The sequence below is a fragment of the Pseudomonas sp. NFACC25 genome, from assembly GCF_900100935.1.
Lineage (GTDB): Bacteria > Pseudomonadota > Gammaproteobacteria > Pseudomonadales > Pseudomonadaceae > Aquipseudomonas > Aquipseudomonas marginalis.
In genome coordinates this window covers 103,337-129,444 of sequence record NZ_FMUC01000014.1, presented here as the reverse complement: position 1 = coordinate 129,444, position 26,108 = coordinate 103,337, and the positions used below count along the sequence as shown (strand labels likewise).

At 62.7% G+C, this 26,108-nt stretch carries 28 protein-coding genes; 7 read left to right on the top strand and 21 right to left on the bottom strand.

Features of this window, described 5'->3' with window-relative positions:
* Positions 1 to 16 precede the first annotated feature (16 nt).
* The 5 genes from BLQ09_RS25455 to ureE form a co-directional block, all read right to left on the bottom strand.
* Entirely contained in the window at positions 17 to 1,138 is a 1,122-nt protein-coding gene (locus BLQ09_RS25455; protein ID WP_027607707.1) for an AGE family epimerase/isomerase, read from the bottom strand.
* Between the two features lie 180 nt (positions 1,139 to 1,318).
* Positions 1,319 to 1,891: a HupE/UreJ family protein gene (locus BLQ09_RS25450; RefSeq protein WP_092358952.1), complete on the bottom strand. Its 573-nt coding sequence runs from the start codon at positions 1,889 to 1,891 to the stop codon at positions 1,319 to 1,321.
* 22 nt (positions 1,892 to 1,913) lie between these two features.
* The gene (gene ureG / locus BLQ09_RS25445; protein WP_012721947.1) at positions 1,914 to 2,528 is read right to left on the bottom strand and encodes an urease accessory protein UreG; all 615 of its coding nucleotides are present in this window, start codon (positions 2,526 to 2,528) and stop codon (positions 1,914 to 1,916) included.
* 21 nt (positions 2,529 to 2,549) lie between these two features.
* Positions 2,550 to 3,224 carry an urease accessory protein UreF gene (locus BLQ09_RS25440; protein ID WP_092358950.1) on the bottom strand — a complete coding sequence of 225 codons (675 nt, stop codon included), beginning with the start codon at positions 3,222 to 3,224 and terminating at the stop codon, positions 2,550 to 2,552.
* On the bottom strand, positions 3,221 to 3,721 hold the full coding sequence (gene ureE, locus BLQ09_RS25435; RefSeq protein WP_027607710.1) for an urease accessory protein UreE: 501 nt from the start codon (positions 3,719 to 3,721) through the stop codon (positions 3,221 to 3,223). The genes BLQ09_RS25440 and ureE overlap by 4 nt, the downstream gene beginning before the upstream one ends.
* Positions 3,722 to 4,061: 340 nt before the next feature.
* On the opposite strand from ureE, the gene BLQ09_RS25430 reads away from it, so the two are divergent.
* Complete coding sequence (locus BLQ09_RS25430) at positions 4,062 to 4,583, top strand: C40 family peptidase (protein WP_027607711.1); 522 nt, start codon at positions 4,062 to 4,064, stop codon at positions 4,581 to 4,583.
* Between the two features lie 5 nt (positions 4,584 to 4,588).
* On the opposite strand, the gene BLQ09_RS25425 is transcribed toward BLQ09_RS25430, so the two are convergent.
* Positions 4,589 to 5,221 (bottom strand): TetR family transcriptional regulator, encoded by a 633-nt coding sequence (locus BLQ09_RS25425; protein ID WP_027607712.1) that lies wholly within the window; start codon positions 5,219 to 5,221, stop codon positions 4,589 to 4,591.
* Positions 5,222 to 5,384: 163 nt separating this feature from the next.
* Positions 5,385 to 5,756 carry a hypothetical protein gene (locus tag BLQ09_RS25420; protein WP_027607713.1) on the bottom strand — a complete coding sequence of 124 codons (372 nt, stop codon included), beginning with the start codon at positions 5,754 to 5,756 and terminating at the stop codon, positions 5,385 to 5,387.
* Between the two features lie 358 nt (positions 5,757 to 6,114).
* On the opposite strand from BLQ09_RS25420, the gene BLQ09_RS25415 reads away from it, so the two are divergent.
* Entirely contained in the window at positions 6,115 to 8,184 is a 2,070-nt protein-coding gene (locus BLQ09_RS25415; RefSeq protein ID WP_027607714.1) for an AsmA family protein, read from the top strand.
* A 128-nt stretch (positions 8,185 to 8,312) separates the two neighbouring features.
* Here BLQ09_RS25415 and BLQ09_RS25410 read toward each other — a convergent pair whose 3' ends face one another.
* A complete protein-coding gene (locus BLQ09_RS25410) occupies positions 8,313 to 8,843 on the bottom strand; it encodes a ferritin-like domain-containing protein (RefSeq protein WP_027607715.1) in 531 nt (176 codons plus the stop codon).
* Between the two features lie 176 nt (positions 8,844 to 9,019).
* On the opposite strand from BLQ09_RS25410, the gene BLQ09_RS25405 reads away from it, so the two are divergent.
* Positions 9,020 to 9,910, top strand: coding sequence for an esterase/lipase family protein (locus tag BLQ09_RS25405; RefSeq protein ID WP_027607716.1), 891 nt, complete (start codon positions 9,020 to 9,022; stop codon positions 9,908 to 9,910).
* Here the strand turns inward: BLQ09_RS25405 and BLQ09_RS25400 are convergent.
* Positions 9,907 to 10,785 (bottom strand): DMT family transporter, encoded by an 879-nt coding sequence (locus BLQ09_RS25400; RefSeq protein ID WP_027607717.1) that lies wholly within the window; start codon positions 10,783 to 10,785, stop codon positions 9,907 to 9,909. The two genes, BLQ09_RS25405 and BLQ09_RS25400, sit on opposite strands and share 4 nt — an antisense overlap.
* Before the next feature lie 97 nt (positions 10,786 to 10,882).
* On the opposite strand from BLQ09_RS25400, the gene BLQ09_RS25395 reads away from it, so the two are divergent.
* The 3 genes from BLQ09_RS25395 to BLQ09_RS25385 all read left to right on the top strand — a co-directional run bounded on the left by BLQ09_RS25395 (position 10,883) and on the right by BLQ09_RS25385 (position 13,232).
* Positions 10,883 to 11,671, top strand: a complete 789-nt coding sequence (locus tag BLQ09_RS25395; protein ID WP_027607718.1) for an AraC family transcriptional regulator — start codon at positions 10,883 to 10,885, stop codon at positions 11,669 to 11,671.
* Positions 11,672 to 11,742: 71 nt separating this feature from the next.
* A complete protein-coding gene (locus tag BLQ09_RS25390) occupies positions 11,743 to 12,042 on the top strand; it encodes a PsiF family protein (protein ID WP_027607719.1) in 300 nt (99 codons plus the stop codon).
* Between the two features lie 176 nt (positions 12,043 to 12,218).
* Complete coding sequence (locus BLQ09_RS25385) at positions 12,219 to 13,232, top strand: AI-2E family transporter (protein ID WP_027607720.1); 1,014 nt, start codon at positions 12,219 to 12,221, stop codon at positions 13,230 to 13,232.
* Positions 13,233 to 13,305: 73 nt separating this feature from the next.
* Here BLQ09_RS25385 and BLQ09_RS25380 read toward each other — a convergent pair whose 3' ends face one another.
* Positions 13,306 to 14,574 (bottom strand): Hsp70 family protein, encoded by a 1,269-nt coding sequence (locus tag BLQ09_RS25380; RefSeq protein WP_027607721.1) that lies wholly within the window; start codon positions 14,572 to 14,574, stop codon positions 13,306 to 13,308.
* 238 nt (positions 14,575 to 14,812) lie between these two features.
* Between BLQ09_RS25380 and BLQ09_RS25375 the strand changes: the two genes are divergently transcribed.
* Entirely contained in the window at positions 14,813 to 15,751 is a 939-nt protein-coding gene (locus tag BLQ09_RS25375) for a DnaJ C-terminal domain-containing protein (protein WP_027607722.1), read from the top strand.
* 46 nt (positions 15,752 to 15,797) lie between these two features.
* Here the strand turns inward: BLQ09_RS25375 and ureC are convergent, their stop codons facing one another.
* The 11 genes from ureC to urtA all read right to left on the bottom strand — a co-directional run bounded on the left by ureC (position 15,798) and on the right by urtA (position 25,825).
* The gene (ureC, locus tag BLQ09_RS25370) at positions 15,798 to 17,498 is read right to left on the bottom strand and encodes an urease subunit alpha (RefSeq protein WP_027607723.1); all 1,701 of its coding nucleotides are present in this window, start codon (positions 17,496 to 17,498) and stop codon (positions 15,798 to 15,800) included.
* Positions 17,499 to 17,609: 111 nt separating this feature from the next.
* Entirely contained in the window at positions 17,610 to 17,915 is a 306-nt protein-coding gene (locus BLQ09_RS25365; RefSeq protein WP_027607724.1) for an urease subunit beta, read from the bottom strand.
* The gene (locus tag BLQ09_RS25360; RefSeq protein ID WP_027607725.1) at positions 17,912 to 18,445 is read right to left on the bottom strand and encodes a GNAT family N-acetyltransferase; all 534 of its coding nucleotides are present in this window, start codon (positions 18,443 to 18,445) and stop codon (positions 17,912 to 17,914) included. Before BLQ09_RS25360 ends, BLQ09_RS25365 begins: the two co-directional genes overlap by 4 nt.
* Positions 18,446 to 18,450: 5 nt before the next feature.
* Positions 18,451 to 18,963, bottom strand: a complete 513-nt coding sequence (locus BLQ09_RS25355) for a GNAT family N-acetyltransferase (protein ID WP_027607726.1) — start codon at positions 18,961 to 18,963, stop codon at positions 18,451 to 18,453.
* Between the two features lie 9 nt (positions 18,964 to 18,972).
* Positions 18,973 to 19,275, bottom strand: coding sequence for an urease subunit gamma (gene ureA / locus BLQ09_RS25350; protein ID WP_003171437.1), 303 nt, complete (start codon positions 19,273 to 19,275; stop codon positions 18,973 to 18,975).
* 146 nt (positions 19,276 to 19,421) lie between these two features.
* The gene (locus BLQ09_RS25345; protein WP_092358948.1) at positions 19,422 to 20,261 is read right to left on the bottom strand and encodes an urease accessory protein UreD; all 840 of its coding nucleotides are present in this window, start codon (positions 20,259 to 20,261) and stop codon (positions 19,422 to 19,424) included.
* Between the two features lie 33 nt (positions 20,262 to 20,294).
* Positions 20,295 to 20,993, bottom strand: a complete 699-nt coding sequence (urtE, locus tag BLQ09_RS25340; RefSeq protein ID WP_092358946.1) for an urea ABC transporter ATP-binding subunit UrtE — start codon at positions 20,991 to 20,993, stop codon at positions 20,295 to 20,297.
* Between the two features lie 12 nt (positions 20,994 to 21,005).
* Positions 21,006 to 21,839, bottom strand: a complete 834-nt coding sequence (gene urtD, locus BLQ09_RS25335) for an urea ABC transporter ATP-binding protein UrtD (RefSeq protein ID WP_043293781.1) — start codon at positions 21,837 to 21,839, stop codon at positions 21,006 to 21,008.
* A complete protein-coding gene (urtC, locus tag BLQ09_RS25330; protein ID WP_092358944.1) occupies positions 21,836 to 22,903 on the bottom strand; it encodes an urea ABC transporter permease subunit UrtC in 1,068 nt (355 codons plus the stop codon). Before urtC ends, urtD begins: the two co-directional genes overlap by 4 nt.
* Complete coding sequence (gene urtB / locus BLQ09_RS25325) at positions 22,903 to 24,405, bottom strand: urea ABC transporter permease subunit UrtB (RefSeq protein ID WP_027607731.1); 1,503 nt, start codon at positions 24,403 to 24,405, stop codon at positions 22,903 to 22,905. Before urtB ends, urtC begins: the two co-directional genes overlap by 1 nt.
* A 154-nt stretch (positions 24,406 to 24,559) precedes the next feature.
* Positions 24,560 to 25,825, bottom strand: a complete 1,266-nt coding sequence (gene urtA, locus BLQ09_RS25320) for an urea ABC transporter substrate-binding protein (protein WP_027607732.1) — start codon at positions 25,823 to 25,825, stop codon at positions 24,560 to 24,562.
* Positions 25,826 to 26,108: the final 283 nt, after the last annotated feature.

Sequence of the window (26,108 nt, the reverse complement as noted above, 5' to 3'; positions counted from 1 at the left end):
ACCGAGGCCCTGCAGGTCACCCGAGAGGCTGGATCAGCCCCTGGTAGCAGGTTGCCAAATGATAAGGGGTGGTTGAAGGCATATCTCGTCGGCTCACCGCGCCGTTGGCATCCAGGCATTCATGCCAGCCTTTCTCATGCAGGAAATGCTGTTGCAGCGCCAGCAGTTGGCGCTGCAGCACCGCCTCACTGCCAGGGCGCAAGGTCAGTGCCCGCAGGTACTCGGCCTGGGCCCAGATACGCTGGGTGCCGTCGCGCACGCTGCCGTCGAGTGCCAACATGCCGCTGACCGCTCCGGTCGCGCTGTCCACACCCTTTTGCTCAGCGTAGGCAAACGCCCGCGTCAGTGACGCATGCAGCGGCGTGCCGCGCAGCACGGGCGACGATTCGAGCAAAAAGAACCACTCGAACTGGTGCCCCGGCTCAAACCAGTTATCCACAGCGCCCAGCGGCTTTTCCATCATCACGCCGTGCCGGCGGTTGATGAAACGCTGCTGCATGGCCGTCGCCAAGGCCAGCAGGGCCGCTTGCACAGGGGCATCCTCGCGCACCGCGAGGGTGGCTAGGAAACCTTCGGCCAGGTGCATCAACGGGTTTTGCAGCGGGCCGGACTGGAGGGACGACCAGTTGCGTTCCAGCACCGCCTCGTACAGGCCGTCCTCGGTGGCGAAGCGCTGGGCGACGACTTCGAGGGCGGCGTTCAGCACCGATTCCACCAGCGGTTCACGCACCTTGGCCCAGTAATGGGCGCAGGCAAAGATGATGAAGGCGTGGGTGTAGAGGTCTTTGCGCTTGTCCAGCGGCTGGCCGGCGGGGTCGACGCTGTAGAACCAGCCGCCGTGTTCGGCATCGTGGAAATGCCGTTGCAGGGAGCGGAACAGCACCGCCGCGCGCTCTTCAGCGAAAGCCGCCCCTGGCGCGCCGATCAGGCTGGCGAACAGGTACAACTGTCGCGCGCAGGCCATGGCGCGGTAGCGCTGCGGCGGCAGTGGGCGGTGATCGGCGTCCAGCGCCTCATAGGGCAGCGCCAATTCGGCATTCCAGCCCGGGCCCTGCCAGAGCGGCACGATCAGGGTGTGGAAGTGCGTGAGCACGGCATTCAACGAAGGCTGGGGGGCGGAGCTTGGAGCGATGGGCATCGGCTGGCGTCGTCACGGCAGGGGTGTAGGCGCGCATGGTAGCAGGCTTGGGAACTGTGGTGTCTGCGCCACCGCTATCGGGGGCAAGCCCCCTCCCACTTTTGACTGCGTTCCACAGGTGGAACTCGGTCGAATGTGAGGGAACTTGCCCCGATAAGGGCCTTATAAGCGCTGCAAATCTTAGCCTGCCAGCAACCACACCCCAGTCGCCGCGGAAGCCGCTCCGGCAATCCGTACCAACGGTGCGGCTGCGGCCGGCAGCCAGCGCACCAGCGCATACCCGGCCGCGTGCAGTGCAGCGGTCGCGCCGACAAAACCGGCGGCATACGCCCAAGGGCTCGACATGTCCGGCAGCTCCAAGCCATGGGCCACACCATGGAACAACGCAAACAACGCCGTCGCACCCATGGCCATGAACAACGGCGGACGCACCGCCAGTGCCACCGCCAGGCCCAGGGCCAGCACCGAGGCGGCGATCCCGCTTTCCAGCGCGGGCAATTGCAGCCCTTCAAAGCCCAGCACGCCGCCCATCAGCATGGTGCCGACAAAGGTGCACGGCAGGGCCCAGCGCGCGGCACCCTTTTGTTGCGCGGCCCACAGGCCGACCGCAAGCATGGCCAGCAGGTGGTCGAGGCCGCCCAGCGGGTGGCTGATACCGGCTACCAGGCCGTTGTCGCCGTGGCCAGGGTGAGCGAAGGCCAGGGCGGGCGCGAGCAGCAGGGCGGCGGCTGCGAGGAGTTTATTGAGGTTCATAAACAGGTTCCTTATGGGTTGATCAGGCGGCGGTCAGCAGGCCTTGGCGTTCGATAAAGGCGACGATTTCTTCCAGGCCTACCCCGGTTTTCTGGTTGCTGAACACAAAGGGTTTGCCGTTGCGCATGCGCTGGGTGTCGCTGTTCATCAGCTCCAGCGACGCGCCCACCAGCGGCGCCAGGTCGATCTTGTTGATCACCAGCAGGTCGGATTTGCAAATACCAGGCCCGCCTTTGCGCGGCAGCTTGTCGCCGGCGGACACATCGATCACATAGATGGTCAGGTCCGACAGCTCCGGGCTGAAGGTGGCCGACAGGTTATCGCCGCCGGACTCCACCAGGATCAGGTCCAGGCCGGGAAAGCGGCGATTGAGTTGGTCCACCGCTTCCAGATTGATCGAGGCGTCCTCGCGAATCGCCGTGTGCGGGCAGCCGCCGGTTTCCACGCCGATGATGCGCTCCGGCGCCAGGGCCTGGTTGCGCACCAGGAAGTCGGCGTCTTCGCGGGTGTAGATGTCGTTGGTGACCACCGCCAGGTTGTAGCGATCGCGCAGCGCGAGGCACAGGGCCAGGGTCAGGGCGGTCTTGCCGGAGCCGACCGGGCCACCGATACCGACACGCAGGGGTTGTGTGTTCATGTCTGATTCTCCAAAAAAACCTTAGGAACGGAACAGGCGGCTGTACTGGCGCTCGTGGGCCATGCTCGCCAGGGACAGGCCGAAGGCGGCGCTGCCGAAATGCTGGGGGGCGATGCGGGCGGCGTCCTGCCGGGCCTGTTGCAGCTGGGGCAGCAGCTCGCTGGTCAGGCGTTGCGCGGCTTGCTGGCCCAGGGGCAGGGTTTTCATCAGCACGGCCAATTGGTTTTCCAGCCAGCTCCAGAGCCAGGCGGCGAGGGCGTCGTCGGCGCTGATCGCCCAGGCGCGCGCGGCCAGTGCCCAGCCGAGGGCCAAGTGCGGTTCGCGGCGTTGCTCCAGGAAGCGGCGGGCGTCGCTGTCCAGTTCCGGCAGGCCATTGAGCAACTGCTGCAGGGAATAACCCATCTGTCGGCTTTCCTGATACAGCTCCCGGGTTTCGCGGCTGGCTTGATGCGCTTCGCACAGCTGCGCCAACGCTGGCCAGTCCTGCTCTGCAGCGGCGCGGCAATGGGCGAGCAACAGCGGAGCTTCGAAGCGCGCGAGGTTGAGCAGCAATTGGTCGCTGATCCAGCGCCGAGCGCTGGCGGCATCGTTGACGCGGCCGTTCTCCACGGCCATTTCCAGGCCCTGGGAATAGCTGTAGCCGCCAATCGGCAATTGCGGACTGGCCAGACGCAACAGCGCCCAGGCTGGGTTCATAGACGTACGCCGAACTGATGCAGCTTGGGCGGGTAGTTGAAATCTTCATCGCCATGCCGGGAGTGGTGGTGACCGCCGCCATAGGCGCCGTGTTCCGGTTGGAACGGCGCCTCGATGGTTTCGGTGTGGGCGCCCAGTTGCTCAAGCATGGCCTTGAGCACGTAGTCATCGAGCAGGCGCAACCAGCCGTCTCCCACTTGCAAGGCCACATGGCGGTTGCCGAGGTGGTAGGCGGTGCGGGTCAGTTCAAACGCGTTGCTGCAGGTGACGTGTAGCAGGTGTTCAGGGCGGGCGCACACGCGTACGACACGTCCGTCTTCGGCTTGCAGGAATTCGCCATCGTGCAGCGGCGGCTGGCCGCGCTCCAGAAACAGGCCGACGTCTTCACCGTCGGCACTGAAACAGCGCAGGCGGCTCTTGCTGCGTGCTTCGAAATTCAGCAGCAGCTCAGCGGCCCAGAGGGCTTGGGGGGCGATTCGGCGGTGGATCACCAGCATCAGGAAGCTTCCAGCTATGAGCGATGGAAGTGCTAGAGCAAGGGCCTTGCCAATCAGGTATTGATGTAGGAATTCTCTGTCGGTGCGCGAGGAGATGCCACTGAATAGGGCGGGGTTGAGTGCTGCGAGTGCTTACTGTTGGTGCGCTGCCGGCTATTCAGCACTTAAATGGTGCTCTTTTTGTTGGCGAGTGGTGTTTATCACATCAAGTTCCTTCCGTTTTTTTCGTATATGGGATTTTCGGATTTGTCCTACTGGATGTAAGGATTCGGCGTTCATCTGCTTACGCGCCAGACCGTTAGGATTTGCGCCGTGCTAAACATCCACGGCGAGTTCCAGTATGTTCAAATCAATTGTGTGTTTATTCATTTTCAGTCTTTACCTGGTCACTCCCTCGTCCTCGGCCAATATCCAGCCGCGCGGGGCAGCCCCTCTCGAGATCGCGACGCCCCTGCAGTCGCTGCAAAAGCGCCCAGCCATCGACAATGTGATCGACCGCGCCCATCAATTGCTGGGCACCTCGTATAAATGGGGCGGGAACACCGTGGAGCAGGGCTTCGACTGCAGCAGCTTGCTGGTCTACCTGTTCAGGACCGAAGCCAATATCCGTATACCCCGCACCACGGCGGCGATGCACCGTTCCAACGCCATGACGATCAAGCGTAACGCGCTCAAACCTGGGGATGCGGTGTTCTTCAAAGGTAACGGGCGCAGTCAGGTCAGCCATGTCGGCCTTTATATAGGCGAGGGCAAATTCATTCATTCGCCGCGCGCCGGCAAGACGGTGCGAATCGACTCACTGAGCAATCGCTACTGGAACAAGAACTACAGTACCGCCAAGCGCTTTCACTCGGCGGGATAGCCGGCTTACTCCGTACTGCCCAGGCCTTGCCAATGCTTGAGGCCGATAAAGATAAAGCGCAGTTGCTGGGTGATTTTCGCCTGGGGCGTGAGGTGGGCAGGCAAGGCCTGGGCCGGTGGATCAATGATGTCGGGAAGGGTGGCGAACACGCTCTTGACGATCAGGTCGGCCATTACATGCAGGCCATCGGCGTCCAGGTGCTGCAACTTGGGCATCAGGGTCAGGTCGGCCGCCAGGTCGCGGGTGATGTCTTCACGCAGGGCACCGATGGCTTGGCGCACCGCCAGGCAACCGCCGTATTGCTCGCGGGCCAGGAACAGGAATTGCGAGCGGTTGGCCGAGACCACATCGAGAAAAATCCGCACTGAGGCATCGATAATGCCGCCCATCACGAATTCGTTGTGGCGCACCAGGCGAATGGTGGCGCGAAAGGTCTGGCCCACCTCACTCACCAATACAAGTCCAAGCTGGTCCATATCGGCAAAGTGGCGATAGAAGCCGGTGGGGACAATGCCTGCGGCCTTGGCCACTTCACGCAGGCTCAGGCTGCCAAACCCACGGCCACACTCCATCAGATGGCGGGCAGCGTCCATCAGGGCGAGGCGGGTCTGTTGCTTCTGTTCGGCACGGGGCAGCATGGGCGGGCGGGCTTTGTCGGCAAGTACAGCGACGCACTCTAGCAAAACAGCTTCATTGACGTCGAACTTGGCGGGGAATAGGTGGGGAGTGTTGCGTGACAGGCGCTACAAAAAGTCAAAAGCCCGGTCGGTAGATCGGGCTTTTTTCTGGGCCACCACAGGGTCAGCTCTGAGCTTGATGCAGTTCTTGCAGGCGATCAGCACCACCTTCGGCAACACCTTCGGTGTAGGCACGTTCGTTGGCTTGTTCCGCACCACCTTCAACCAGGCCTTTCTGTTCCAGGCGATCACGGCCACCTTCGGCAACACCTTCAGTGTAGGCACGCTTGTTGGCGTGTTCCGAACCGTTTTCAGCGACAGCACCTTTGGCGTAGTCACGGTTCTCGTCTTCTTGCGAACCGCTGCGGGCCAGGGGCTGGTTGAAGTGAACGGCGTCGGCCTTGGCTTGTGGGGTAACCTGTTCGGCGGCTGGCAGGGCAAAGGCGCTGGAAGCCAGGATGGATAACAGGACGGTAGCAAGTACTTGGCGTTTCATGATGGGTTGCTCCTTGGGAGGGCGATAAAGTGGGTACGGGGCTAATGCTACTCTCGATAAGTCGATATAAAAGTTCATAAACACAATGGTAATAATCAACAGAATTGATTGTTCTTCAGGGAGGCTCTAGATCGGGCCTCTCAAGCACGCGGTTTTGCACCGAGGTGGGTATTTTCGACACGAATCCGGGTAACAATGGTGCGCCGTGGAGGATCGAATCTGTCGAAACGGTCAGGAAAGCAGGTTTTCAAGGGTAAATCGGAGATTGGGTTAAACCCACGAGCGGTTTGCCAGTCGTAGTTTTATAAGCTGTCCTACAGGTGTTGGTTCAGCCGGTCGTATTCAGGAGTCCTGTGCAATGACGCGCACTCGTAAAATCGTCATGTGGAGCTGCGCCAGCTTCGTTGTGTTAATCGCTGTGGTGGTACTGGTCCTGGTGTTCTTTGACTGGAACCGCATCAAACCGCCCCTCAATGCCAAAGTCTCCGAAGAACTGCATCGCCCGTTTGCCATCAACGGTAACCTGGCGGTGGTGTGGGCGCGTGAGCCCGATGAAGGCGGCTGGCGCGCCTGGGTGCCGTGGCCCCATGTGATTGCCGAGGACCTGACCCTGGGCAACCCCGACTGGTCGAAAAAACCGCAGATGGTCACGCTGAAAAAGGTCGAGCTGCGCATTTCGCCGCTGGCGTTGCTGGTGCAGCGCGTGGTGATCCCGCGTATCGACCTCACCGAACCGAGTGCCGAGTTGCAGCGCCTGGCCGATGGCCGCGCCAACTGGACGTTCACGTTCGACCCCAAGGACCCCGACGCCGAACCTTCCAACTGGGTGGTGGACATCGGCGCCATTGGCTTCGACAAAGGCCACGTGACCCTCGACGACCAGACCCTCAAGACTCAGTTGGACGTGATCATCGACCCCCTGGGCAAGCCGATTCCGTTCGGCGAAATCGTCGGCGACGCCGATGCCAGGAAGGCCCTGGAAAAAGGCTCCGCGCCCCAGGACTATGCGTTCGCCCTCAAGGTCAGGGGCCAATACCACGGCCAGAAACTCGACGGCAGCGGCAAGATCGGTGGCCTGCTGGCCCTGCAGGACGCGGCCAGGCCGTTTCCGCTGCAAGCCCAGGTCAGGATTGCCGATACCAGCATCGCGTTGGCCGGCACCTTGACCGACCCGTTGAACCTCGGCGCCCTGGACCTGCGCCTGAAACTGTCCGGCAGCAGCCTGGGTAACCTCTACCCGCTGACCGGCGTCACCTTGCCGGATTCGCCGGCCTACTCGACTGACGGCCACTTGATCGCCAAGTTGCACGAGGCCAGCGGCGCGTCATTCAGCTACGAAAACTTCAACGGCAAGATCGGCAACAGCGATATTCACGGCAACCTCGCCTATGTCGCCAGCCAGCCACGTCCCAAGCTCAGCGGTGCGTTGGTGTCCAACCAATTGCTGATGAGCGACCTCGCCCCCCTGATCGGTGCCGACTCCAACGCCAAGCAAAAAGCGCGTGGCGGTGAGAGCAAACAGCCGGCGACCAAAGTGCTGCCGGTGGAAGAGTTCCGCACCGAGCGCTGGCGCGACATGGATGCCGATGTGGAATTCACCGGCAAACGCATCGTGCACAGTGCCGAGTTGCCCTTCACCGACCTGTATACTCACCTGGTGCTCAACGACGGCGAACTGAGCCTGGAACCTCTGCGATTCGGCGTGGCCGGCGGCAAGCTGGATGCGCAGATCCGCTTGAACGGCCGCACCACGCCGATGGAAGGCAGCGCCAAACTGACTGCGCGCAACTTCAAGCTCAAGCAGTTGTTCCCGACCTTCGAACCGATGAAAACCAGCTTTGGTGAACTCAACGGCGATGCCGATATTTCCGGGCGTGGCAACTCCGTCGCGGCGCTGCTGGGCACCTCCAACGGTGACCTGAAGATGCTGATCAACGACGGCGCCATCAGCCGTGGCCTGATGGAAATTGCCGGGCTCAACGTGGGCAACTACGTGGTGGGTCGCCTGTTCGGCGACAAGGAAGTGAAGATCAACTGCGCGGCGGCGGACTTCGGGATCAAGACCGGCCTGGCAACCACGCGCTTGTTTGTGTTCGATACCGAGAACGCGATCATCTATATCGATGGCACCGCCAACATGGCCACCGAACAGCTCGACCTGACCATCACCCCCGAGTCCAAGGGCTTCCGCCTGTTTTCCCTGCGTTCGCCGTTGTACGTCAATGGCCCGTTCATCAAGCCCAATGCGGGTGTAAAGGCCATCCCCCTGGCCCTGCGGGGCGCGGGCATGGTGGCACTGGGCGTGATCGCCGGCCCGGCAGCGGGTCTGTTGGCGCTGGTGGCACCGAGCGCCGATGCGCCGAACCAGTGTGCACCGTTGTTGCAGCAGATGAAGGAAGGCAAGGCGCCGAAGACGGTGAAGGGCTAGCATATAGAACACAAACCCCAATGTGGGAGGGGGCTTGCCCCCGATGACGGAGTGTCAGTCACCAGATGCAGTGGCTGAAACGACGCATCGGGGGCAAGCCCCCTCCCACATGTTTTGAATTGCGCTGCTTAGAGACTTTCGAGGATGTCGGCCATATCGTCCGCATGCTCTTCTTCCTGAGCCAGGATCTCTTCAAACAGACGGCGCGTGGTCGGATCCTTATCACCGATGTACTGGATGATTTCGCGGTAGCTGTCCACCGCGATCCGCTCGGCCACCAGGTCTTCGTAGACCATTTCCTTCAAGCTGTTACCGGCCACGTATTGGGCATGGGAGTTCTTCGACAGCAGGTCCGGGTTGAACTCCGGCTCGCCGCCCAGCTGCACGATGCGTTCGGCGAGTTTGTCGGCGTGCTCGGCTTCCTGGGTGGCGTGTTCGAGGAATTCCTGCGCGGCGACGGCAGCTTTAACGCCGCTGGCCATGAAGTAGTGGCGCTTGTAGCGCAGCACACACACCAGTTCAGTGGCCAGGGAGCCGTTGAGCAGGCGGATGATCTCTTCGCGGTCGGCGTCATAGCCCTCGGTCACGGCACCGTTTTCGACGTTCTGGCGGGCGCGGCTGCGCAGGGTCGCAACGTCAGTCAAGTTTGCTTCAGTCATCTCAATCTCCTGGGGCTAATCCGGTTTTACGCCACGCTCTGTCGGCGTGATCGCTCCCAGTTGTGAGTCACGGGCGCAGCAAAAAGTTTTATTGGATTTGCCAGGCGTGTCATCAGCGCGTCGCCGGAATTGGGCTAGCCTGCCATCATCCTCTCTTGATCAAGGACGTTCGCTTCATGTCGCAGTCGTTAGCCACGCGTTATCCCTTGGTGCTGGTGCCCGGCATGCTCGGGTTTGTGCGCCTGGGGTTCTTCCCCTACTGGTATGGCATTGTCCCGGCACTGCGGGCGGGTGGGGCGCAGGTGTTTCCCATCCAGGTGGCGCCGCTGGACTCCAGCGAGGTGCGTGGCGAGCAGTTGCTGGCGCAGATCGAGCGGATTCGCCTTGAGACCGGCGCCGACAAGGTCAACCTGATCGGCCATAGCCAGGGCGCGCTGACCGCCCGTTATGCGGCGGCCAAGCGCCCGGAGTGGGTGGCGTCGGTGACGTCGGTGGCCGGGCCCAACCACGGTTCGGAACTGGCGGACCATATCCACGCCCATTATCCGGCCGACAGCGTGAAGGGCCGGCTGATGAGCGCGCTGTTTCATCTGGTTGCAACGGTGATGAGCCTGCTGGAAACCGGCTATCGCGGCCCGCGTTTCAAGGCGGACTTGCAGGCGTCCCACCATTCCCTGACCAGCGCAGGCGTGGCGCTGTTCAACCGCAAGTATCCCCAAGGGTTGCCGCATACCTGGGGCGGGCACGGGGCGGAGGTGGACAATGGCGTGCGCTACTACTCATGGTCCGGCACCTTGCAACCGGGCAAGACCGATCGCGGACGCAACCTGCTGGACGGGACGAATCGCAGCTGCCGATTGTTCGCCCGCAGCTTCGTGCGCGAGAAGGGCCAGTGCGACGGCATGGTCGGGCGCTGCAGCTCGCACCTGGGGCGGGTGATCGGCGATGACTACGCCCTGGACCACTTCGATATCGTCAACCAATCCATGGGCCTGGTCGGCAAGGGCGCCGAGCCGATTCGGTTGTTCGTCGAGCATGCCCAGCGCCTGAAGGCGGCCGGGGTTTAAGCCTGGCGGCGCACCGGCGTGGTCCAGCGCTCCGACAAAATCACCCCGCCCAAGGTCAGCAAACCGCCCACCAGGTGATACAACGCCAATTCTTCCCTGAGCACCACGGCCGCAATCAATGCGGTAATCAACGGCAGCAGGTTGAAAAACAACGTGGTGCGGCTGGGGCCCAGGGTCTTCACCGAGTGCATCCACGCCAGTGGCGCCAGCATCGAAGCCAGCAAGCATGCATAGAGCACCAGCGGAATATTCGTCCAGCCCAGGCCGGCTTTTGCCGAGAACAGAAACAGCGGAAACAGCACCACCACCGCCACCAGCACCTGCAGATACAGGAGCACCAGCGGCGGCAGGCGCAGTTGCCATTTTTTCAACAGGGTGCTGTAGACCGCGTACGCCAGGGTCGCGACCAGCATCATCGCATCGCCCAGGTTCACGCCGTGCTGCAGCAACGCGCCGAGGCTGCCGGCCGACACCACCACCACTACCCCTGCGAATGACAGCACCGCCCCCGTCAGTGCGCCCAAGGTCAGGCGCTGGCCCAGGCTGATGATGGCCGCCGTCAAGGCCATCAACGGCATCAACGACAGGATGATGCCCATATTGGTGGCGCTGGTCAGCGAGGCAGCGTAGTACGCCAGGCTCTGGTACACCGCCATGCCCAGCACGCCAAGGATGCCGATCTTGCCCAGGTTCGGGCGGATCAGCGGCCAGTGGGCGATGACCGGCTTGAGCATGAACGGCGTAAAGAGCAGGGCCGCCAGCAACCAGCGATAAAAGCCGATTTCAGCCGGGAAGATCGAACCCACGGCCAGTTTATTGACCACGGTATTGCCGGCCCAGATAAAGATGGCCAGCAGGGGATACGCGTATTGCATCGAAAGAAACCAGATGTGTTGATGAGCCAGGATTATCCCTTGTCTGGATCGAAGCCTATACTGCGATCCAGACAAACGACCTCTGTATCCAGACAATATGGCCCGACACACCGTACGCCTTGCGGATTTTGGCAGCCTGCCAAGCCCCGTGTACTTCCGTTACTCCGACTTTGCCCCCGACACGGAGTGCACCCCGCACCAGCATGTCTGGGGCTCGCTGGACTACTCCGCCAGTGGCGTAATGCGCATGGAAGTGGCCGGCAACCGCTTTATGTCGCCACCGCAGTACGCGGTGTGGATCCCACCCAATACCGAACACAGTTCCTACAATGCCCAGGCGATTGTCTACCGTTCGGTGGGCCTTTCACCGCAGCTTTGCGAGCAATTACCCCAGCAGCCCTGCACCCTGGCGATCAGCGACATCCTCAAGGCCATCCTCAGCGACTTCGCCCAGCGTGACGTCAATATCCCGCACACCGACGCCGATATTCGCCTGGCCCAGGTGCTGGTCGATCAGCTCAGGCAGGCGCCGATCCACGAGGGTTTTTTGCCCTACGCCCGCCACCCCGGGCTGCTCGGCGTGTTGGAAGGCATGCAGGCCGACCCCGCTGACAATCGCCCCCTGGCGCACTGGGCCGACCAGGTGCATGTGAGCGAGCGCACCCTGGCGCGACAATTTGTGCGCGAGCTGGGCATGAGCTTCGGCGAATGGCGCCAGCGCCTGCGCTACCTCGCCGCCATCGAAGCCCTCGACAGCGAGCGCAGTGTGCAAAATGTGGCGTTTGACCTCGGCTACAGCAGCGCCTCGGCGTTTATCGCGATGTTCCAGCGCCAGGCCGGCTGCACCCCGGAGCAGTACCGGCGGACGAATATTCGCAGCCGATGAAGATGTAACAAGGTTTGGCTACACTGCTGGGTAGGCCGTGCCTCCCGGCACGGTAACAGGGAGAAAACTCCATGAAGATGCTGCGTATTCCGCTGTTGATGATGGGCCTGCTGCTGTGTTCCCAGGGCTTTGCCGCCACTGCCCAGCAAAACAAGATGACCACCTGCAATGCCGAAGCCACTACCAAGACGCTCAAGGGCGACGAGCGCAAGGCTTTCATGAAAACCTGCCTGTCGGCGCCGGCGGCCAATGATGCGAAGACGCTCACCCCGCAACAGCAGAAGATGAAGGATTGCAATGCGTCGGCGAAAACCAAGGCGCTGACCGGCGATGCCCGCAAGACGTTCATGAGCACCTGCCTGAAGAATTGATAGCCCCAGGCCCCAGAAGGCTGCGACACTCGCACACAGCCCCTCTGTAGGAGCGAGCTTGCTCGCGAAGAACGCAATTACCCCGCGTTTATTCAGAATAAACGCGTTATCGTTGGCGACCTTCGCGAGCAAGCTCGCTCCTACACATCCTTTAACGCCGTTCGTTTTGAGGCTGTATGCCAACGTTTTCTCAGCGTCACGTGTTATTGCTGGCCAGCTACATCATCATTTTCGGCGGGTTGCTGCTGGTATTGCCGCTGAAATTGCTGCCCAGCCTGCTGGCCGGCCTGTTGGTCTATGAACTGGTCAACATGCTCACCCCCCAACTGCAACGGCTGATCGAAGGGCGCCGCGCGCGCTGGCTGGCGGTGGCCTTACTCGGCACCCTGATCGTCAGCGTGCTGGCCCTGATCTTCGCCGGCGCCATCAGCTTCCTGCTTCATGAAGCGGAAAACCCCGGGGCTTCCCTGGATAAATTCATGGGCGTAGTCGACCGCGCGCGCGGCCAACTGCCGCCGTTCCTCGATGCCTACCTGCCCGCCAGCGCGGCCGAGTTCCGTGTAGCCATCGGCGACTGGCTGAGCAAGCACCTGAGCGAACTGCAACTGGTCGGCAAAGACGCCGCCCACATGTTCGTCACCCTGCTGATCGGCATGGTGCTCGGCGCGATCATCGCCCTGCAGCGGGTGCCCGACCTGACCAAGCGCAAACCCCTGGCCGCGGCGCTGTTCGACCGCCTGCACCTGCTGGTCCAGGCCTTTCGCAATATCGTCTTCGCGCAGATCAAGATCGCCGCGCTCAACACCGCCTTCACCGCCGTGTTCCTCGCCGTGGTGCTTCCGCTGTGCGGCATCCACCTGCCGCTGACCAAGACCCTGATCGTGCTGACCTTCCTGCTCGGCCTGTTGCCGGTGATTGGCAACCTGATGTCCAACACCCTGATCACCATCGTCGCGCTGTCGTTGTCGATCTGGGTGGCGGTGGCGGCGCTGGGGTATCTGATCGTGATCCACAAGGTCGAGTACTTCCTCAACGCGCGCATCGTCGGCGGGCAGATCAGTGCCAAGTCGTGGGAGTTGCTCCTGGCGATGCTGGTGTTTGAAGCGGCGTTTGGTTTGCCGGGGGTGGTGGCGGGGCCGATTTACTATGCGTATCTGAAGAGTGAGCTGAAGCTCGGTGGTATGGTTTAAGGCGTGTGTTGCCTGGGCGGGCCCCATCGGGGGCTTGCCCCCGATGAAGTCGCCACGGTATTTCAGGTAAAACTCAGCAGCCGTAGCGCTTGCTCGCCTCGATCGCCAAACCACTGCCGATACTGCCGAAGATATTCCCCTCCACATGCCGGGCATTCGGCAGCATGGCCGAGATGCTGTGGCGCAGCGCCGGGATGCCGCTGGAACCGCCGGTGAAGAACACCGTGTCCACCTGGGCCACCTCCACGGAAGCGTCGGTGAGCAACTGCGTCACGCTGTTGCGCACGCGCTCCAGCAAGCCATCGATGGCCGACTCGAACAGTGCGCGGCTCAGGTCCACGCTCAACCCCGCTTCAACCCGGTCCAGCGGCACGTGGCGGCTGTCTTCGTGGGTGAGCTGGATCTTGGTCTCTTCCACTTCCATGGCCAGCCAGTGCCCGGCGCGCTGTTCGATCAGCTTGAACAGGCGATCGATGCCGCCGGTGTCTTCGATGTCATAGCGCATGCTGCCCAGGGCCAGCTGGGATTTCTGCGAGTACACCGAGTTGATGGTGTGCCAGGTCGCCAGGTTCATGTGGTGGCTGGTGGGCATGTAGGCACCGCTTTTCATGCGGCTGCCATAGCCGAACAGCGGCATCATGCCGGCCAGGGACAGTTGCTTGTCGAAGTCGGTCCCGCCGATGTGCACGCCGCCGGTGGCGAGGATGTCGTCCTGGCGGTTGTCGTTGTGGCGGCGCTCCGGGGACAGGCGCACCAGCGAGAAGTCGGACGTACCCCCGCCGATGTCGACGATCAGTACCAGCTCTTCCTTCTCGATGGTGGACTCGTAGTCGAACGCAGCGGCAATCGGTTCGTACTGGAACGAGATGTCCTTGAAACCGATCTTGCGCGCTACGTCGACCAGGGTGTTTTCGGCTTCCTGGTCGGCCATCGGGTCGTCATCGACGAAAAACACCGGGCGGCCCAGCACCACTTCTTCGAATTCGCGGCCGGCGGTGGCTTCGGCGCGGCTCTTGAGTTGGCCGATAAACAGCGCCAGCAGGTCGGTGAACGGCATCGCCGTGCCCAATACGCTGGTGTCGTGCTTGATCAACTTGGAACCCAGCAGGCTCTTGAGCGAGCGCATCAGCCGGCCTTCGTAGTTCTCCAGGTATTCGTGCAGGGCCAGGCGACCGTAGACCGGGCGGCGCTCCTCGAAGTTGAAGAACACCACCGACGGCAGGGTGATCTTGTCGTCCTCCAGCGCGATAAGCGTTTCCATGCCGGGGCGGATCCAGCCGACGGTGGAGTTGGACGTGCCGAAGTCGATACCGCAGGCACGGGCTGGGGATGGGTTTTTCATGTCTATCGGGTTCCGGTTGAAAAACGGCCGCGCAGTGTATGCCAGTCGAGGGCGGATGCGTAGGCCGACCATCCGTTAAATCGTGCTTGAAAGTTCAGCATTCGCCCCCACATCTGGTGCATACGGCAAGCGCCGATAACACTTTGACGCACCCCCAGGCCACAAGACTCAACAGGTGCAAACCAGCGCACGTTGTGCCCCGGGCTGTGCGATCTCGATTAAGGATGGTGAACCGCCGATGGATTTCAAAGACTACTACAAGATTCTGGGTGTCGAGCCGAGCGCCGATGACAAGGAAATCAAGGCCGCCTATCGCAAGCTCGCGCGCAAATATCACCCGGACGTGAGCAAGGAAAAAGACGCCGAAGCCAAGTTCAAGGACGCGTCCGAAGCCTATGAAGCGCTTAAAAGCGCCGACAAGCGCGCCGAATACGACGAACTGCGCAAATACGGCCAGCATGGCCAGCCGTTCCAGGGCCCGCCAGGTTGGCAGAGCCGTGGCGGGTTTGGCGGTGGCCAGGGCACCGAGGATTTTTCCGACTTCTTCAGCTCGATCTTTGGCGGGCGTGGCGATGCCTTCGGTGGCGGCCAGCGCCGTCCAACCGGGCGTAAAGGCCAGGACGTGGAGATGCAGCTGTCGGTGTTCCTCGAAGAGACACTGTCCACCGAGTCCAAGCAGATCAGCTTCCAGGTGCCGCAATACGACGCCTCGGGCCGGCATGTCAGCAACACCACCAAGAGCCTGAACGTGAAGATCCCCGCCGGCGTGGCCGACGGTGAGCGTATTCGCCTCAAGGGCCAGGGCGCACCGGGTGTTGGCGGCGGGGCCAACGGTGACCTGTACCTGATCGTCAAGTTTGCGCCGCACCCGAAGTTCGAAGTGGATGGCGAAAACCTGATCATCAACCTGCCGCTGGCGCCGTGGGAGTTGGCGTTGGGCGCGGAAGTGGCCGTGCCGACCCTGACCGGCAAGATCAACCTCAAGGTGCCGGCCGGCAGCCAGAACGGCCAGCGCATGCGCGCCAAGGGCCATGGTTTGCTGAACAAGGCCGGGCAGCGCGGCTTCCTGTACGTGCAGCTCAAGGCGGTGATGCCGCCGGCAGGCGATGACGACGTGAAAGCGTTGTGGCAGGAGCTGGCAAAAAAAGCCGCGTTCAATCCGCGCGAGCAGTTCTAAGGGGATTTGTGGTGAGGGCACAAGCTCCCTCACCACAGGTTTCAAGTCAGAACAGGAAATACCGCTGCGCCATCGGCAACACATCCGCCGGCTCACACCACAGCAGCACCCCGTCGGCCTTGACCTGATAGGTCTGTGGGTCCACCTCGATGTCCGGCAGGTAATCGTTGTGGATCAGGTCGGTTTTCTGCACATCGCGACACCCTTTCACCACCCCAATCTGTTTCTTCAGGCCCAGGGCTTGCGGCAAGCCTGCGTCCAGGGCTGCCTGGCTGATAAAGGTCAGGCTGGTGGCATGCAATGAGCTGCCGAAACTGGCGAACATCGGGCGATAGTGCACCGGCTGCGGGGTGGGGATCGATGCATTGGCATCGCCCATCAGGCTGGACGCAATCGCGCCGCCCTTGAGGATCAGGGTCGGCTTGATGCCGAAGAACGCCGGGCGCCACAGCACCAGGTCAGCCCACTTGCCCACTTCGATGGAACCGACGATATGGCTGATGCCGTGGGTGATCGCCGGGTTGATGGTGTACTTGGCGATGTAGCGCTTGGCGCGGAAGTTGTCGTTGCCGGGGCCGTCGCCGGGCAGGGCGCCGCGCTGTTTCTTCATCTTGTCGGCGGTCTGCCAGGTGCGCGTGATCACTTCACCGACGCGGCCCATGGCCTGGCTGTCGGAGCTGATCATCGAGAACGCGCCGAGGTCGTGCAGGATGTCTTCGGCGGCGATGGTCTCGCGGCGGATGCGGCTTTCGGCGAAGGCCACGTCTTCGGCAATGCTCGGGTCCAGGTGATGGCAGACCATCAACATGTCCAGGTGCTCGTCGATGGTGTTGCGCGTGAACGGCCGCGTCGGGTTGGTGGAGCTGGGCAGCACATTGGGAAAGCCGCAGGCCTTGATGATGTCCGGCGCGTGGCCGCCGCCGGCACCTTCGGTGTGGTAGGTGTGGATGGTGCGGCCCTTGAGCGCGGCCAGGGTGGTTTCGACAAAGCCGGATTCGTTGAGGGTGTCGCTGTGGATCGCCACCTGTACGTCGTACTGGTCGGCGACGCTCAGGCAGTTGTCGATGCTGGCGGGGGTGGTGCCCCAGTCTTCGTGCAGCTTCAAGCCGATGGCGCCGGCCTTGACCTGCTCGATCAACGGCTCGGGCAAGCTGGCGTTGCCCTTGCCGGTCAACCCTATGTTCATCGGGAACGAGTCGCTGGCCTGCAGCATGCGCGCCAGGTGCCAGGGCCCGGAGGTGCAGGTGGTGGCGTTGGTGCCGGTGGCCGGCCCGGTGCCGCCGCCGATCATGGTGGTGACGCCGCTGGTCAGCGCCTCTTCGATCTGCTGCGGGCAGATGAAATGCACGTGGGAGTCGATGCCGCCGGCGGTGAGGATCATGCCTTCGCCGGCGATCACTTCGGTGCTGGCGCCGATGGCCATGGTCACGCCGGGCTGGATATCCGGGTTACCGGCCTTGCCGATCGCGTGGATGCGGCCGTTCTTCAAGCCGACGTCGGCCTTGACGATGCCCCAGTGATCGATGATCAGCGCGTTGGTGATCAGGGTGTCGACGACTTCATGGGCGAGCAATTGGCTCTGGCCCTGGCCGTCGCGGATCACTTTGCCGCCGCCGAATTTCACTTCTTCGCCGTAGACGGTGAAGTCCTGCTCGACTTCGACGAACAGCTCGGTGTCGGCCAGGCGGACCTTGTCACCGACGGTGGGGCCGTACATGTCGGCGTAGGCTTGGCGGCTGATTTTCATGTGTGTGCCCTGAAATATTTGTGTTGAATGTGAAATCGCTATCGGGGGCAAGCCCCCTCCCACCTTTGGAATGCGTTCCCCTGTGGGAGGGGGCTTGCCCCCGATGAGGCCCTAAAGGTCGCCCATGATCCGCCCGGCAAACCCGAACACCCGCCGCCCGCCGCTCAAATCCACCAGCTCGACCTCACGGCTCTGCCCCGGCTCGAACCGCACCGCCGTGCCCGCCGGAATATTCAGGCGCATGCCGCGGCTCAATGGGCGGTCAAATGTCAGCGCGTCATTGGTCTCGAAAAAATGGTAGTGCGAACCCACCTGGATCGGCCGGTCGCCGCTGTTGGCCACGCTGAGGGTGACGGTGCGTCGGCCGACGTTGAGTTCGATCTCGCCAGGCTGGATCTGATATTCGCCAGGAATCATGCAGGTTGCCCCAGGGTCTTGAAGTAGATGGCGGTCGGGCTGTAGCGCCCGTCCGGGCTTTGGCAGTAGTCGGGCAGTTCACCGATCTTGGTGTAGCGCAGCGACTGGTAGAAGGCTTCGGCAGGCGAGCCGGCTTCGGTGTCCAGGTACAGCAGGCCGCGCTTGTGCTGACGCGCGGCGAGTTCCAGGGTGTTCATCAATTGTTGGCCCAGGCCGTGGCGCCGCGCGTTGCTGTGCACCAGCAGCTTTTGCACTTCGGCGCGGTTCAGGCCGTTGGCTTTCTGGCACAGCGCCAACTGTACGCTGGCGATCACCTGCTCATCGCGCACCACCACCCACAGCAACAGGCTGGCGTCTTCAATGCTCGCCTGTACCCCGTCCAGATAGGCACGGGCCTGGGCCTCATCGAAGTCGGCCATGAAACCCACCGACGCACCGTGCTTGACCGCATCCAGCAACAGCTCGATCAGGCCCCGACGGTAGTGGGCAAAACTTTCAGCATTGACTCGACGCAGTTGCGCGGCGTTCATCGAACTCACTCCTTGGGCGGTTGCGCGCCCGGATTCAATGTCAGTTGCATAAAGGTCAGGTCCAGCCAGCGGCCGAACTTGATGCCCACTTGGGGCATTTGCCCGGTGGTGACGAAACCCAGGCGTTCATGCAGGCGGATCGAGGCCCGGTTGCCGCTTTCGATGGCCGCCACCATTACGTGTTTGCCGCCACTGCGGGCGCGCTCGATCAGGGTTTGCATCAGGCGTGGGCCGAGGCCCTTGCCGCGCTGGTCGTTGCGTACGTACACCGAGTGTTCGACGCTGTAGCGAAAGCCTTCGAACGGGCGCCAGTCGCCGAATGAGGCGTAGCCGGTGACTTCATCGTTCTCCACTGCGACCAGGATCGGATAGCCCTGGGCCTGGCGTGCACTGAACCAGGCCTGGCGGTTGCCGAGGTCCACCGGTTGTTCGTTCCAGATTGCCGTGGTGTTGAGTACCGCGTCGTTGTAGATGTCGCGGATCGCCGGCAGGTCTTGCTCGGTTGCATCACGAATCATGGCCGTGCCTCACGCGATGGGTTGGTGGACGGTCACCAGCTTGGTGCCATCGGGGAAGGTGGCTTCCACCTGGATATCCGGGATCATTTCCGGGATGCCTTCCATCACCTGTTCACGGCTGAGCAGGGTGGTGCCGTAGTGCATCAGGTCGGCCACGGTGCGGCCATCGCGGGCGCCTTCCATCAAGGCGGCGGAGATATAGGCGATGGTTTCCGGGTAGTTGAGCTTCACACCGCGCGCCAGGCGCCGTTCGGCGACTAAGCCGGCGGTGAAGATCAGCAGTTTGTCTTTTTCCCGTGGGGTCAGGTCCATGGTTCAAGGTCCTTCAAAGAATGCATTCTTAAATACAACAGAGATCAAGTGTGGGAGGGGGCTTGCCCCCGATGGGGGGTGTCAGGCAATACATCTTTCACTGACCCACCGCCATCGGGGGCAAGCCCCCTCCCACATTTTGATCTTCATGTGCTCCATATTCGTGGTGAGACTGCTTCCCGTCCTAGCACCGCCGGGCGTAACAATTTCCATAAATCAATCAACCACCCCCGCGCCAGCAGCGCTTCGCTGGCCAGGCAGCGGGCGACCAGCAAGCCGGGCAGTTGGGTCAGATCGCCGCGCACGGCGTGGGGCATGGCGCGGCAGTGTTCGAGTAATTCGGGCTCGATATCGCCGGTCACCAGCAGCGTGGCGAACACCGGTTGGCCATCCAGGCCGATGGGCGAGTCGAGCAGGCCATCGGCGCCCACAATGCGCTGGCGCTCGTGCCAGAGCAACTGGCCGTCGCGGCGGATATCCAGGTGCGATTGAAAGTGGCCCAGGTCGAAGCGCTCGCCACTGGCCGGACGCCCCAGGGCGATCACGTCCCAGTAGAACAGCCGGGCATCGCCGTGCAGGTCGATGCGGGTGCTGAGTTCGGCCTGGGCGGCGCTGAACACGATGGTTTCCTGGGGCAGCCATTCCAGGGTCGCGCCGGCCTCCACCGTGAGATCAAGTTGCTGATACGCCGGGCCGCTGGCGCGATACCACTTCGCCGCGCCGGGGCTGGTCAATTGCGCCCAGGCACCCTCGGCGACATGGGCGCGGATGTCCAGGCGGTCGCCGCCGGCAATCCCGCCGGGCGGGTGCACGATGATGTGCTGGCACACCTCGGGGCCTTCGGCGTACAGGTGCTTTTGCACCCGCAGCGGGCCAAGGTGACGGCGCATCACCGGGCGCGTGGTGTCGCCGAAACGCGCGTAGCCGAGGTCCAGCTCGGCGTGCCAGCTGGGGGTGAACAGGGCAGGGGAAACGGGCAGGTTCATGGTTTCTTGTGCTTATCGTCAGGACGCTACAGGTTAGATGGTAACCAAACCGCGCACACCCTCACTCTCCATATTTTCACCACGGCCCTGCTGCACGATTTCACCGCGCGACATCACCAGGTACTGGTCGGCCAGTTCGGCGGCAAAGTCGTAGAACTGCTCCACCAGCAGGATCGCCATATCGCCGCGCGCCGCGAGCTTCTTGATCACGGCGCCGATCTCCTTGATCACCGAGGGCTGGATGCCTTCGGTGGGCTCATCGAGGATCAACAGGCGCGGGCGGCTGGCCAGGGCGCGGCCGATGGCCAACTGTTGCTGCTGGCCGCCGGACAAATCGCCGCCACGTCGGTGCTTCATTTGCAGCAAAACCGGGAACAGTTCGTAGATAAACGCCGGCACTTCCTTGGCTTCGGAACCGGGAAAACGCGACAGCCCCATCAACAGGTTTTCTTCCACCGTCAGCCGCCCGAAAATCTCCCGGCCCTGGGGCACGTAGGCGATGCCGGCGTGCACGCGCTGGTGCGGCTTGAAGCCGGTGATGGCCTTGCCCTCCCAGTTCACCGCGCCTTCCTTGGCCGGCAGCAACCCCATCAGGCATTTGAGCAGGGTGGTCTTGCCCACGCCGTTACGGCCGAGCAGGCAGGTGACTTCGCCGATCCTCACGTCGAAGGACAGCCCGCGCAGGATGTGGCTACCGCCGTAGTACTGGTGCAGCTTGTCGACTTGCAGCATGTTCAGTTCTCCTTAGCGACCGAGGTAGACCTCGATCACCCGCTCATTTTCCTGCACCTGTTCCAGCGACCCTTCGGCCAGCACGCTGCCCTGGTGCAACACGGTGACGTGGTCGGCAATCGAGCCGACAAAGCCCATGTCGTGTTCCACCACCATCAACGAATGCTTGCCCGCCAGGCGCTTGAACAGTTCGGCGGTGAATTCGGTCTCGGCGTCGGTCATGCCCGCCACCGGTTCGTCCAGCAGCAACAGTTGCGGGTCTTGCATCAGCAGCATGCCGATTTCCAGGAACTGCTTCTGGCCGTGGGAGAGCAAGCCGGCGGGCCGATGCATTGAGGCGGTGAGGCGGATGGTATCGAGCACTTCATCGATTCCATCCTTTTGCTCGCCGCTCAGGCGCGCACGCAGGCTGGCCCACACTGACTTGTCGGTCTTCTGCGCCAGCTCCAGGTTTTCGAACACGCTCAGGGCTTCGAACACCGTGGGTTTCTGGAACTTGCGGCCGATGCCGGCCTGGGCGATCTGCACTTCGCTCATGCTGGTCAAGTCGAGGGTTTCGCCAAACCAGGCCTTGCCGTGGCTGGGCCGGGTCTTGCCGGTGATCACGTCCATCAGTGTGGTCTTGCCCGCGCCGTTGGGGCCGATGATGCAGCGCAATTCACCGACGCCGATGTACAGGTTCAAGTCGTTGAGCGCCTTGAACCCATCGAAGCTGACGCTGATATCTTCCAGGGTCAGGATGGTGCCGTGGCGGGTGTTCAGGCCGGTGCCTGCGGCCTGGCCGATGCCGATGGCATCGCGGCCGCTGCCCGCATCGAAAATAGGTTCGAGCATGACGTTCCTCATTTCTTCAACAGCCCGATAACGCCCTTGGGCAGGTACAGGGTGACGATGATGAACAGCGCCCCGAGGAAGAACAGCCAGTACTCCGGGAAGGCCACGGTGAACCAGCTCTTCATGCCGTTGACCACGCCGGCGCCGAGCAACGGCCCGATCAGCGTGCCACGTCCGCCCAGGGCCACCCACACGGCGGCTTCGATGGAGTTGGTCGGCGACATTTCACTCGGGTTGATGATGCCCACCTGCGGCACGTACAACGCGCCTGCCAGGCCGCACAGCACCGCGCTCAGCACCCACACGAACAGCTTGAAGCCGCGCGGGTCGTAGCCGCAGAACATCAGGCGGTTCTCGGCATCGCGCAGGGCGGTCAGCACCCGGCCGAACTTGCTCCGGGCCAGGCGCCAGCCGATGTACAGGCTCGCCACCAGCAGCACCACCGTGGCCACGAACAGCACGGCCCGCGTGCTCGGTTCGGTGATGCCGAAACCGAGGATGCTGCGGAAGTTGGTGAAGCCGTTATTGCCACCGAACCCGGTCTCGTTGCGAAAGAACAACAGCATCCCGGCAAAGGTCAGCGCCTGGGTCATGATCGAGAAATACACGCCCTTGATCCGCGAGCGGAACGCGAAGAAACCGAACACCAGCGCCAGCACGCCCGGCGCCAGCACCACCAGGCACAGGGCCCAGAGGAAGTGCTCGGTGCCGACCCAATACCAGGGCAATTCGGTCCACGACAAAAACGTCATGAACGCCGGCAGCTCACTGCCTGCGGCCTGGCGCATCAGGTACATGCCCATGGCATAACCGCCGAGGGCAAAGAACAGGCCGTGGCCCAGGGACAACATCCCCGCGTAGCCCCACACCAGGTCCAGGGCGAGGGCGACAATGGCGTAGCAAAGGATCTTGCCCACCAGTGTCAGGGTGTAGGCCGATACATGCAGCGGGTTTTCCGGCGACAGCAGCGAACACACCGGCAGGGCCAGCAGCAGCAACAGCACCACCGCGCCGACTGCAATCGTCACCTGGGGGCCGGCCTTTTGCGTGGCCGTAAGCATCAATGGCTGGTTCATCAGTCGATCACCCGTCCTTTCAGTGCGAAGAGTCCCTGCGGGCGTTTCTGGATAAACAGAATGATCAGCGCGAGGATCAGGATCTTGCCGAGCACGGCACCGATCTGCGGTTCCAGGATCTTGTTGGCGATACCCAGGCCGAACCCTGCCATCACGCTGCCGGCCAACTGGCCGACGCCGCCGAGTACCACCACCAGGAACGAGTCGATGATATAGCTCTGGCCCAGGTCAGGGCCGACGTTGCCGATCTGGCTCAGCGCCACGCCGCCCAAGCCCGCGATACCGGAGCCCAGGCCAAACGCGAGCATGTCCACCCGCCCGGTGGGCACGCCGCAGCAGGCGGCCATGTTGCGGTTCTGGGTGACGGCGCGCACGTTGAGGCCCAGGCGCGTCTTGTTCAGCAGCAGCCAGGTGAGCACGACCACAAACAGCGCGAAGGCGATGATCACGATGCGGTTGTAGGGCAGCACCAGGTTGGGCAGCACCTGGATCCCGCCGGACAGCCACGCAGGGTTGGAGACCTCGACGTTCTGCGCACCGAACACCAGGCGCACCAGTTGGATCAGCATCAGGCTGATGCCCCAGGTGGCGAGCAGGGTTTCCAGCGGGCGTCCATACAGGTGACGAATCACCGTACGCTCCAGGGCCATGCCGATGGCGGCGGTGACGAAGAACGCCACCGGCAGTGCGATCAACGGGTAGAACTCGATGGCCTGGGGCACGTAGCGCTGCATCAGCAGCTGCACCACGTAGGTGGAGTAGGCACCGAGCATCAGCATCTCGCCGTGGGCCATGTTGATCACGCCGAGCAGGCCGAAGGTGATCGCCAGGCCCAGGGCCGCCAGCAACAGGATCGAGCCCAGGGACATGCCGCTGAAGGCCTGGCCGAGGATCTCACCCAGCATCAGTTTGCGTTTGACCTGGGCCAGGCTGGTCTCGGCGGCGGTGTGCACGGCGGCGTCGGTTTCCACCCCGGGCTCCAGCAGCGCTTCGAGGCGCGTGCGGGCCAGCGGGTCGCCGGTACTGCCGAGCAGACGCACGGCGGCGAGGCGCACGGCCGGGTCGGTGTCGACCAGTTGCAGGTTGGCCAGGGCCAGGCTGAGGGCGGAGTGCACGTCCTCGTTGGTCTCGGCGGCGACCTGCTGGTCGAGGAATTTGAGTTGCGCCGGTTGCGCGCTTTTTTGCAGGGTGCGTGCCGCGGCCAGGCGCACCTTGGGGTCGGCGGCGAGCAGTTGCTGGCTGGCCTGCACGTTGTCGATCAAGCCGCGCAGGCGGTTGTTCAGGCGTACGGTCCTGGTCTCGCCGTTGAGCGTGAGCTGGCCCTGTTGCAGGGCGTCCACCAACTCGATGCGCGCCGGGTCGGGCTGGGCGGCCCAGTCCTGGAGGAGCTTGGCTTGTTGCGTCGGGTTGGCGGCCAGGAAGTCTTCGGCGTCGCCGGCATGTACCGCCAAAGGCAGCAATAGCAGGGCCGTGAGGATGAAACGGTGCAGGGCAGTGGGCATACAAATTGTCCTGATCGTACGCGGTCAATTGTGGGAGGGGGCTTGCCCCCGATTGCGGTGCATCAGTCAGCACATGCAGTGCCTGACACTCAGCTATCGGGGGCAAGTCGAATCGTCGCACCGCCCCTCCCACATTTTTGATCTGTCGTGAGACTTAGTTGCTCTTCACCGCATAGTCCGGCTTCTTGTCATTGCCAGGAATGTACGGGCTCCACGGCTGCGCCCGGATCGGCTCCTGGGTCTGCCACACCACCGAGAACTGCCCGTCGGACTGGATCTCGCCGATCATCACCGGCTTGTGCAGGTGGTGGTTGGTCTTGTCCATGGTCAGGGTAAAGCCCGATGGCGCGGCAAAGGTCTGGCCGGCCAGGGCTTCGCGCACTTTGTCGACGTCGGTGGACTTGGCTTTCTCGGCTGCCTGCGCCCACATGTGGATGCCCACGTAGGTGGCTTCCATCGGGTCGTTGGTCACCGCTTTGTCCGCGCCCGGCAGGTTGTGTTTCTTCGCGTAGGCTTTCCAGTCGGCGACAAACTTCTTGTTCACCGGGTTCTCCACTGACTGGAAGTAGTTCCAGGCCGCGAGGTTGCCCACCAGCGGCTTGGTGTCGATGCCGCGCAGCTCTTCTTCACCCACGGAGAAGGCCACCACCGGTACGTCGGTCGCTTTCAAGCCCTGGTTGGCCAGCTCCTTGTAGAACGGCACGTTGGAGTCGCCGTTCACGGTGGAAATCACCGCCGTCTTGCCGCCGGCGGAGAACTTCTTGATGTTGGCGACGATGGTCTGGTAATCGGCATGGCCGAACGGGGTGTAGACCTCTTCGATGTCCTTGTCCGCCACGCCTTTGGAATGCAGGAACGAACGCAGGATCTTGTTGGTGGTGCGCGGGTACACGTAGTCGGTGCCGAGCAGGAAGAAACGCTTGGCGCTGCCGCCTTCTTCGCTCATCAGGTATTCCACCGCCGGGATCGCCTGCTGGTTCGGCGCCGCACCGGTGTAGAACACGTTCGGCGACATCTCTTCACCCTCGTATTGCACCGGGTAGAACAGCAGGCCGTTGAGCTCTTCGAACACCGGCAATACCGATTTGCGCGACACCGAGGTCCAGCAGCCGAACACCACGGCGACCTTGTCCTGGGTCAGCAGCTGCCGGCCCTTTTCCGCGAACAGCGGCCAGTTCGACGCCGGGTCCACCACCACCGGCTCAAGCATCTTGCCGTTCACCCCGCCCTTGGCGTTGATCTCGTCGATGGTCATCAGCGCCATGTCTTTGAGGGACGTTTCGGAGATGGCCATGGTCCCGGACAGCGAGTGCAGGATGCCGACCTTGATGGTCTCGGCGGCCTGCACGGTCCAGGTCAGGCCCATGGCGACAATGGAGGCGGACAGGGTGAAAGCCTTGATCAAGCTGCGACGCTTCATGGTGCGGTCTCCGTAAACGTTTAGTTTTTTTTGATAGGCCGATGTGAACGCTGAAGGGGTACTAGCAAGGGCTGTGCCCGATGGCGCAACGCCCGGTTTTGCGGGGGCTGGAGCCCGGTGCCTGGCGTTGGCGCACCAATGCGGAGCGTGCGGGCGTTGGCGGTGCAGGGGATGCGCCTAAAGAGTGCCGGTGGCCTCGATAACTATGCAGCGCCCTGCTGGCGGTTCAAGCGAGGACGCTTCTGCATGGCAAGCGTTGTGCGAGCCCGGTGCCCATGGGCAC

Excerpts from the sequence above, each read along its gene's own strand:
- urtC (WP_092358944.1), bottom strand. The coding sequence starts at position 22,903 with ATGAACCAGCCATTGATGCTTACGGCCACGCAAAAGGCCGGCCCCCAG.
- ureA (WP_003171437.1), bottom strand. The coding sequence starts at position 19,275 with ATGGACCTGACCCCACGGGAAAAAGACAAACTGCTGATCTTCACCGCC.
- BLQ09_RS25380 (WP_027607721.1), bottom strand. The coding sequence starts at position 14,574 with ATGAAAAACCCATCCCCAGCCCGTGCCTGCGGTATCGACTTCGGCACG.
- BLQ09_RS25395 (WP_027607718.1), top strand. The coding sequence starts at position 10,883 with ATGGCCCGACACACCGTACGCCTTGCGGATTTTGGCAGCCTGCCAAGC.
- BLQ09_RS25365 (WP_027607724.1), bottom strand. The coding sequence starts at position 17,915 with ATGATTCCTGGCGAATATCAGATCCAGCCTGGCGAGATCGAACTCAAC.
- BLQ09_RS25430 (WP_027607711.1), top strand. The coding sequence starts at position 4,062 with ATGTTCAAATCAATTGTGTGTTTATTCATTTTCAGTCTTTACCTGGTC.
- BLQ09_RS25415 (WP_027607714.1), top strand. The coding sequence starts at position 6,115 with ATGACGCGCACTCGTAAAATCGTCATGTGGAGCTGCGCCAGCTTCGTT.
- BLQ09_RS25410 (WP_027607715.1), bottom strand. The coding sequence starts at position 8,843 with ATGACTGAAGCAAACTTGACTGACGTTGCGACCCTGCGCAGCCGCGCC.
- BLQ09_RS25405 (WP_027607716.1), top strand. The coding sequence starts at position 9,020 with ATGTCGCAGTCGTTAGCCACGCGTTATCCCTTGGTGCTGGTGCCCGGC.
- BLQ09_RS25345 (WP_092358948.1), bottom strand. The coding sequence starts at position 20,261 with ATGAACCTGCCCGTTTCCCCTGCCCTGTTCACCCCCAGCTGGCACGCC.
- ureC (WP_027607723.1), bottom strand. The coding sequence starts at position 17,498 with ATGAAAATCAGCCGCCAAGCCTACGCCGACATGTACGGCCCCACCGTC.
- urtB (WP_027607731.1), bottom strand. The coding sequence starts at position 24,405 with ATGCCCACTGCCCTGCACCGTTTCATCCTCACGGCCCTGCTATTGCTG.
- BLQ09_RS25425 (WP_027607712.1), bottom strand. The coding sequence starts at position 5,221 with ATGCTGCCCCGTGCCGAACAGAAGCAACAGACCCGCCTCGCCCTGATG.
- urtD (WP_043293781.1), bottom strand. The coding sequence starts at position 21,839 with ATGAGGAACGTCATGCTCGAACCTATTTTCGATGCGGGCAGCGGCCGC.
- BLQ09_RS25455 (WP_027607707.1), bottom strand. The coding sequence starts at position 1,138 with ATGCCCATCGCTCCAAGCTCCGCCCCCCAGCCTTCGTTGAATGCCGTG.
- ureE (WP_027607710.1), bottom strand. The coding sequence starts at position 3,721 with ATGCTGGTGATCCACCGCCGAATCGCCCCCCAAGCCCTCTGGGCCGCT.
- BLQ09_RS25360 (WP_027607725.1), bottom strand. The coding sequence starts at position 18,445 with ATGAACGCCGCGCAACTGCGTCGAGTCAATGCTGAAAGTTTTGCCCAC.
- BLQ09_RS25375 (WP_027607722.1), top strand. The coding sequence starts at position 14,813 with ATGGATTTCAAAGACTACTACAAGATTCTGGGTGTCGAGCCGAGCGCC.
- BLQ09_RS25420 (WP_027607713.1), bottom strand. The coding sequence starts at position 5,756 with ATGAAACGCCAAGTACTTGCTACCGTCCTGTTATCCATCCTGGCTTCC.
- BLQ09_RS25440 (WP_092358950.1), bottom strand. The coding sequence starts at position 3,224 with ATGAACCCAGCCTGGGCGCTGTTGCGTCTGGCCAGTCCGCAATTGCCG.
- urtE (WP_092358946.1), bottom strand. The coding sequence starts at position 20,993 with ATGCTGCAAGTCGACAAGCTGCACCAGTACTACGGCGGTAGCCACATC.
- BLQ09_RS25450 (WP_092358952.1), bottom strand. The coding sequence starts at position 1,891 with ATGAACCTCAATAAACTCCTCGCAGCCGCCGCCCTGCTGCTCGCGCCC.
- BLQ09_RS25355 (WP_027607726.1), bottom strand. The coding sequence starts at position 18,963 with ATGATTCGTGATGCAACCGAGCAAGACCTGCCGGCGATCCGCGACATC.
- urtA (WP_027607732.1), bottom strand. The coding sequence starts at position 25,825 with ATGAAGCGTCGCAGCTTGATCAAGGCTTTCACCCTGTCCGCCTCCATT.
- BLQ09_RS25400 (WP_027607717.1), bottom strand. The coding sequence starts at position 10,785 with ATGCAATACGCGTATCCCCTGCTGGCCATCTTTATCTGGGCCGGCAAT.
- ureG (WP_012721947.1), bottom strand. The coding sequence starts at position 2,528 with ATGAACACACAACCCCTGCGTGTCGGTATCGGTGGCCCGGTCGGCTCC.
- BLQ09_RS25385 (WP_027607720.1), top strand. The coding sequence starts at position 12,219 with ATGCCAACGTTTTCTCAGCGTCACGTGTTATTGCTGGCCAGCTACATC.
- BLQ09_RS25390 (WP_027607719.1), top strand. The coding sequence starts at position 11,743 with ATGAAGATGCTGCGTATTCCGCTGTTGATGATGGGCCTGCTGCTGTGT.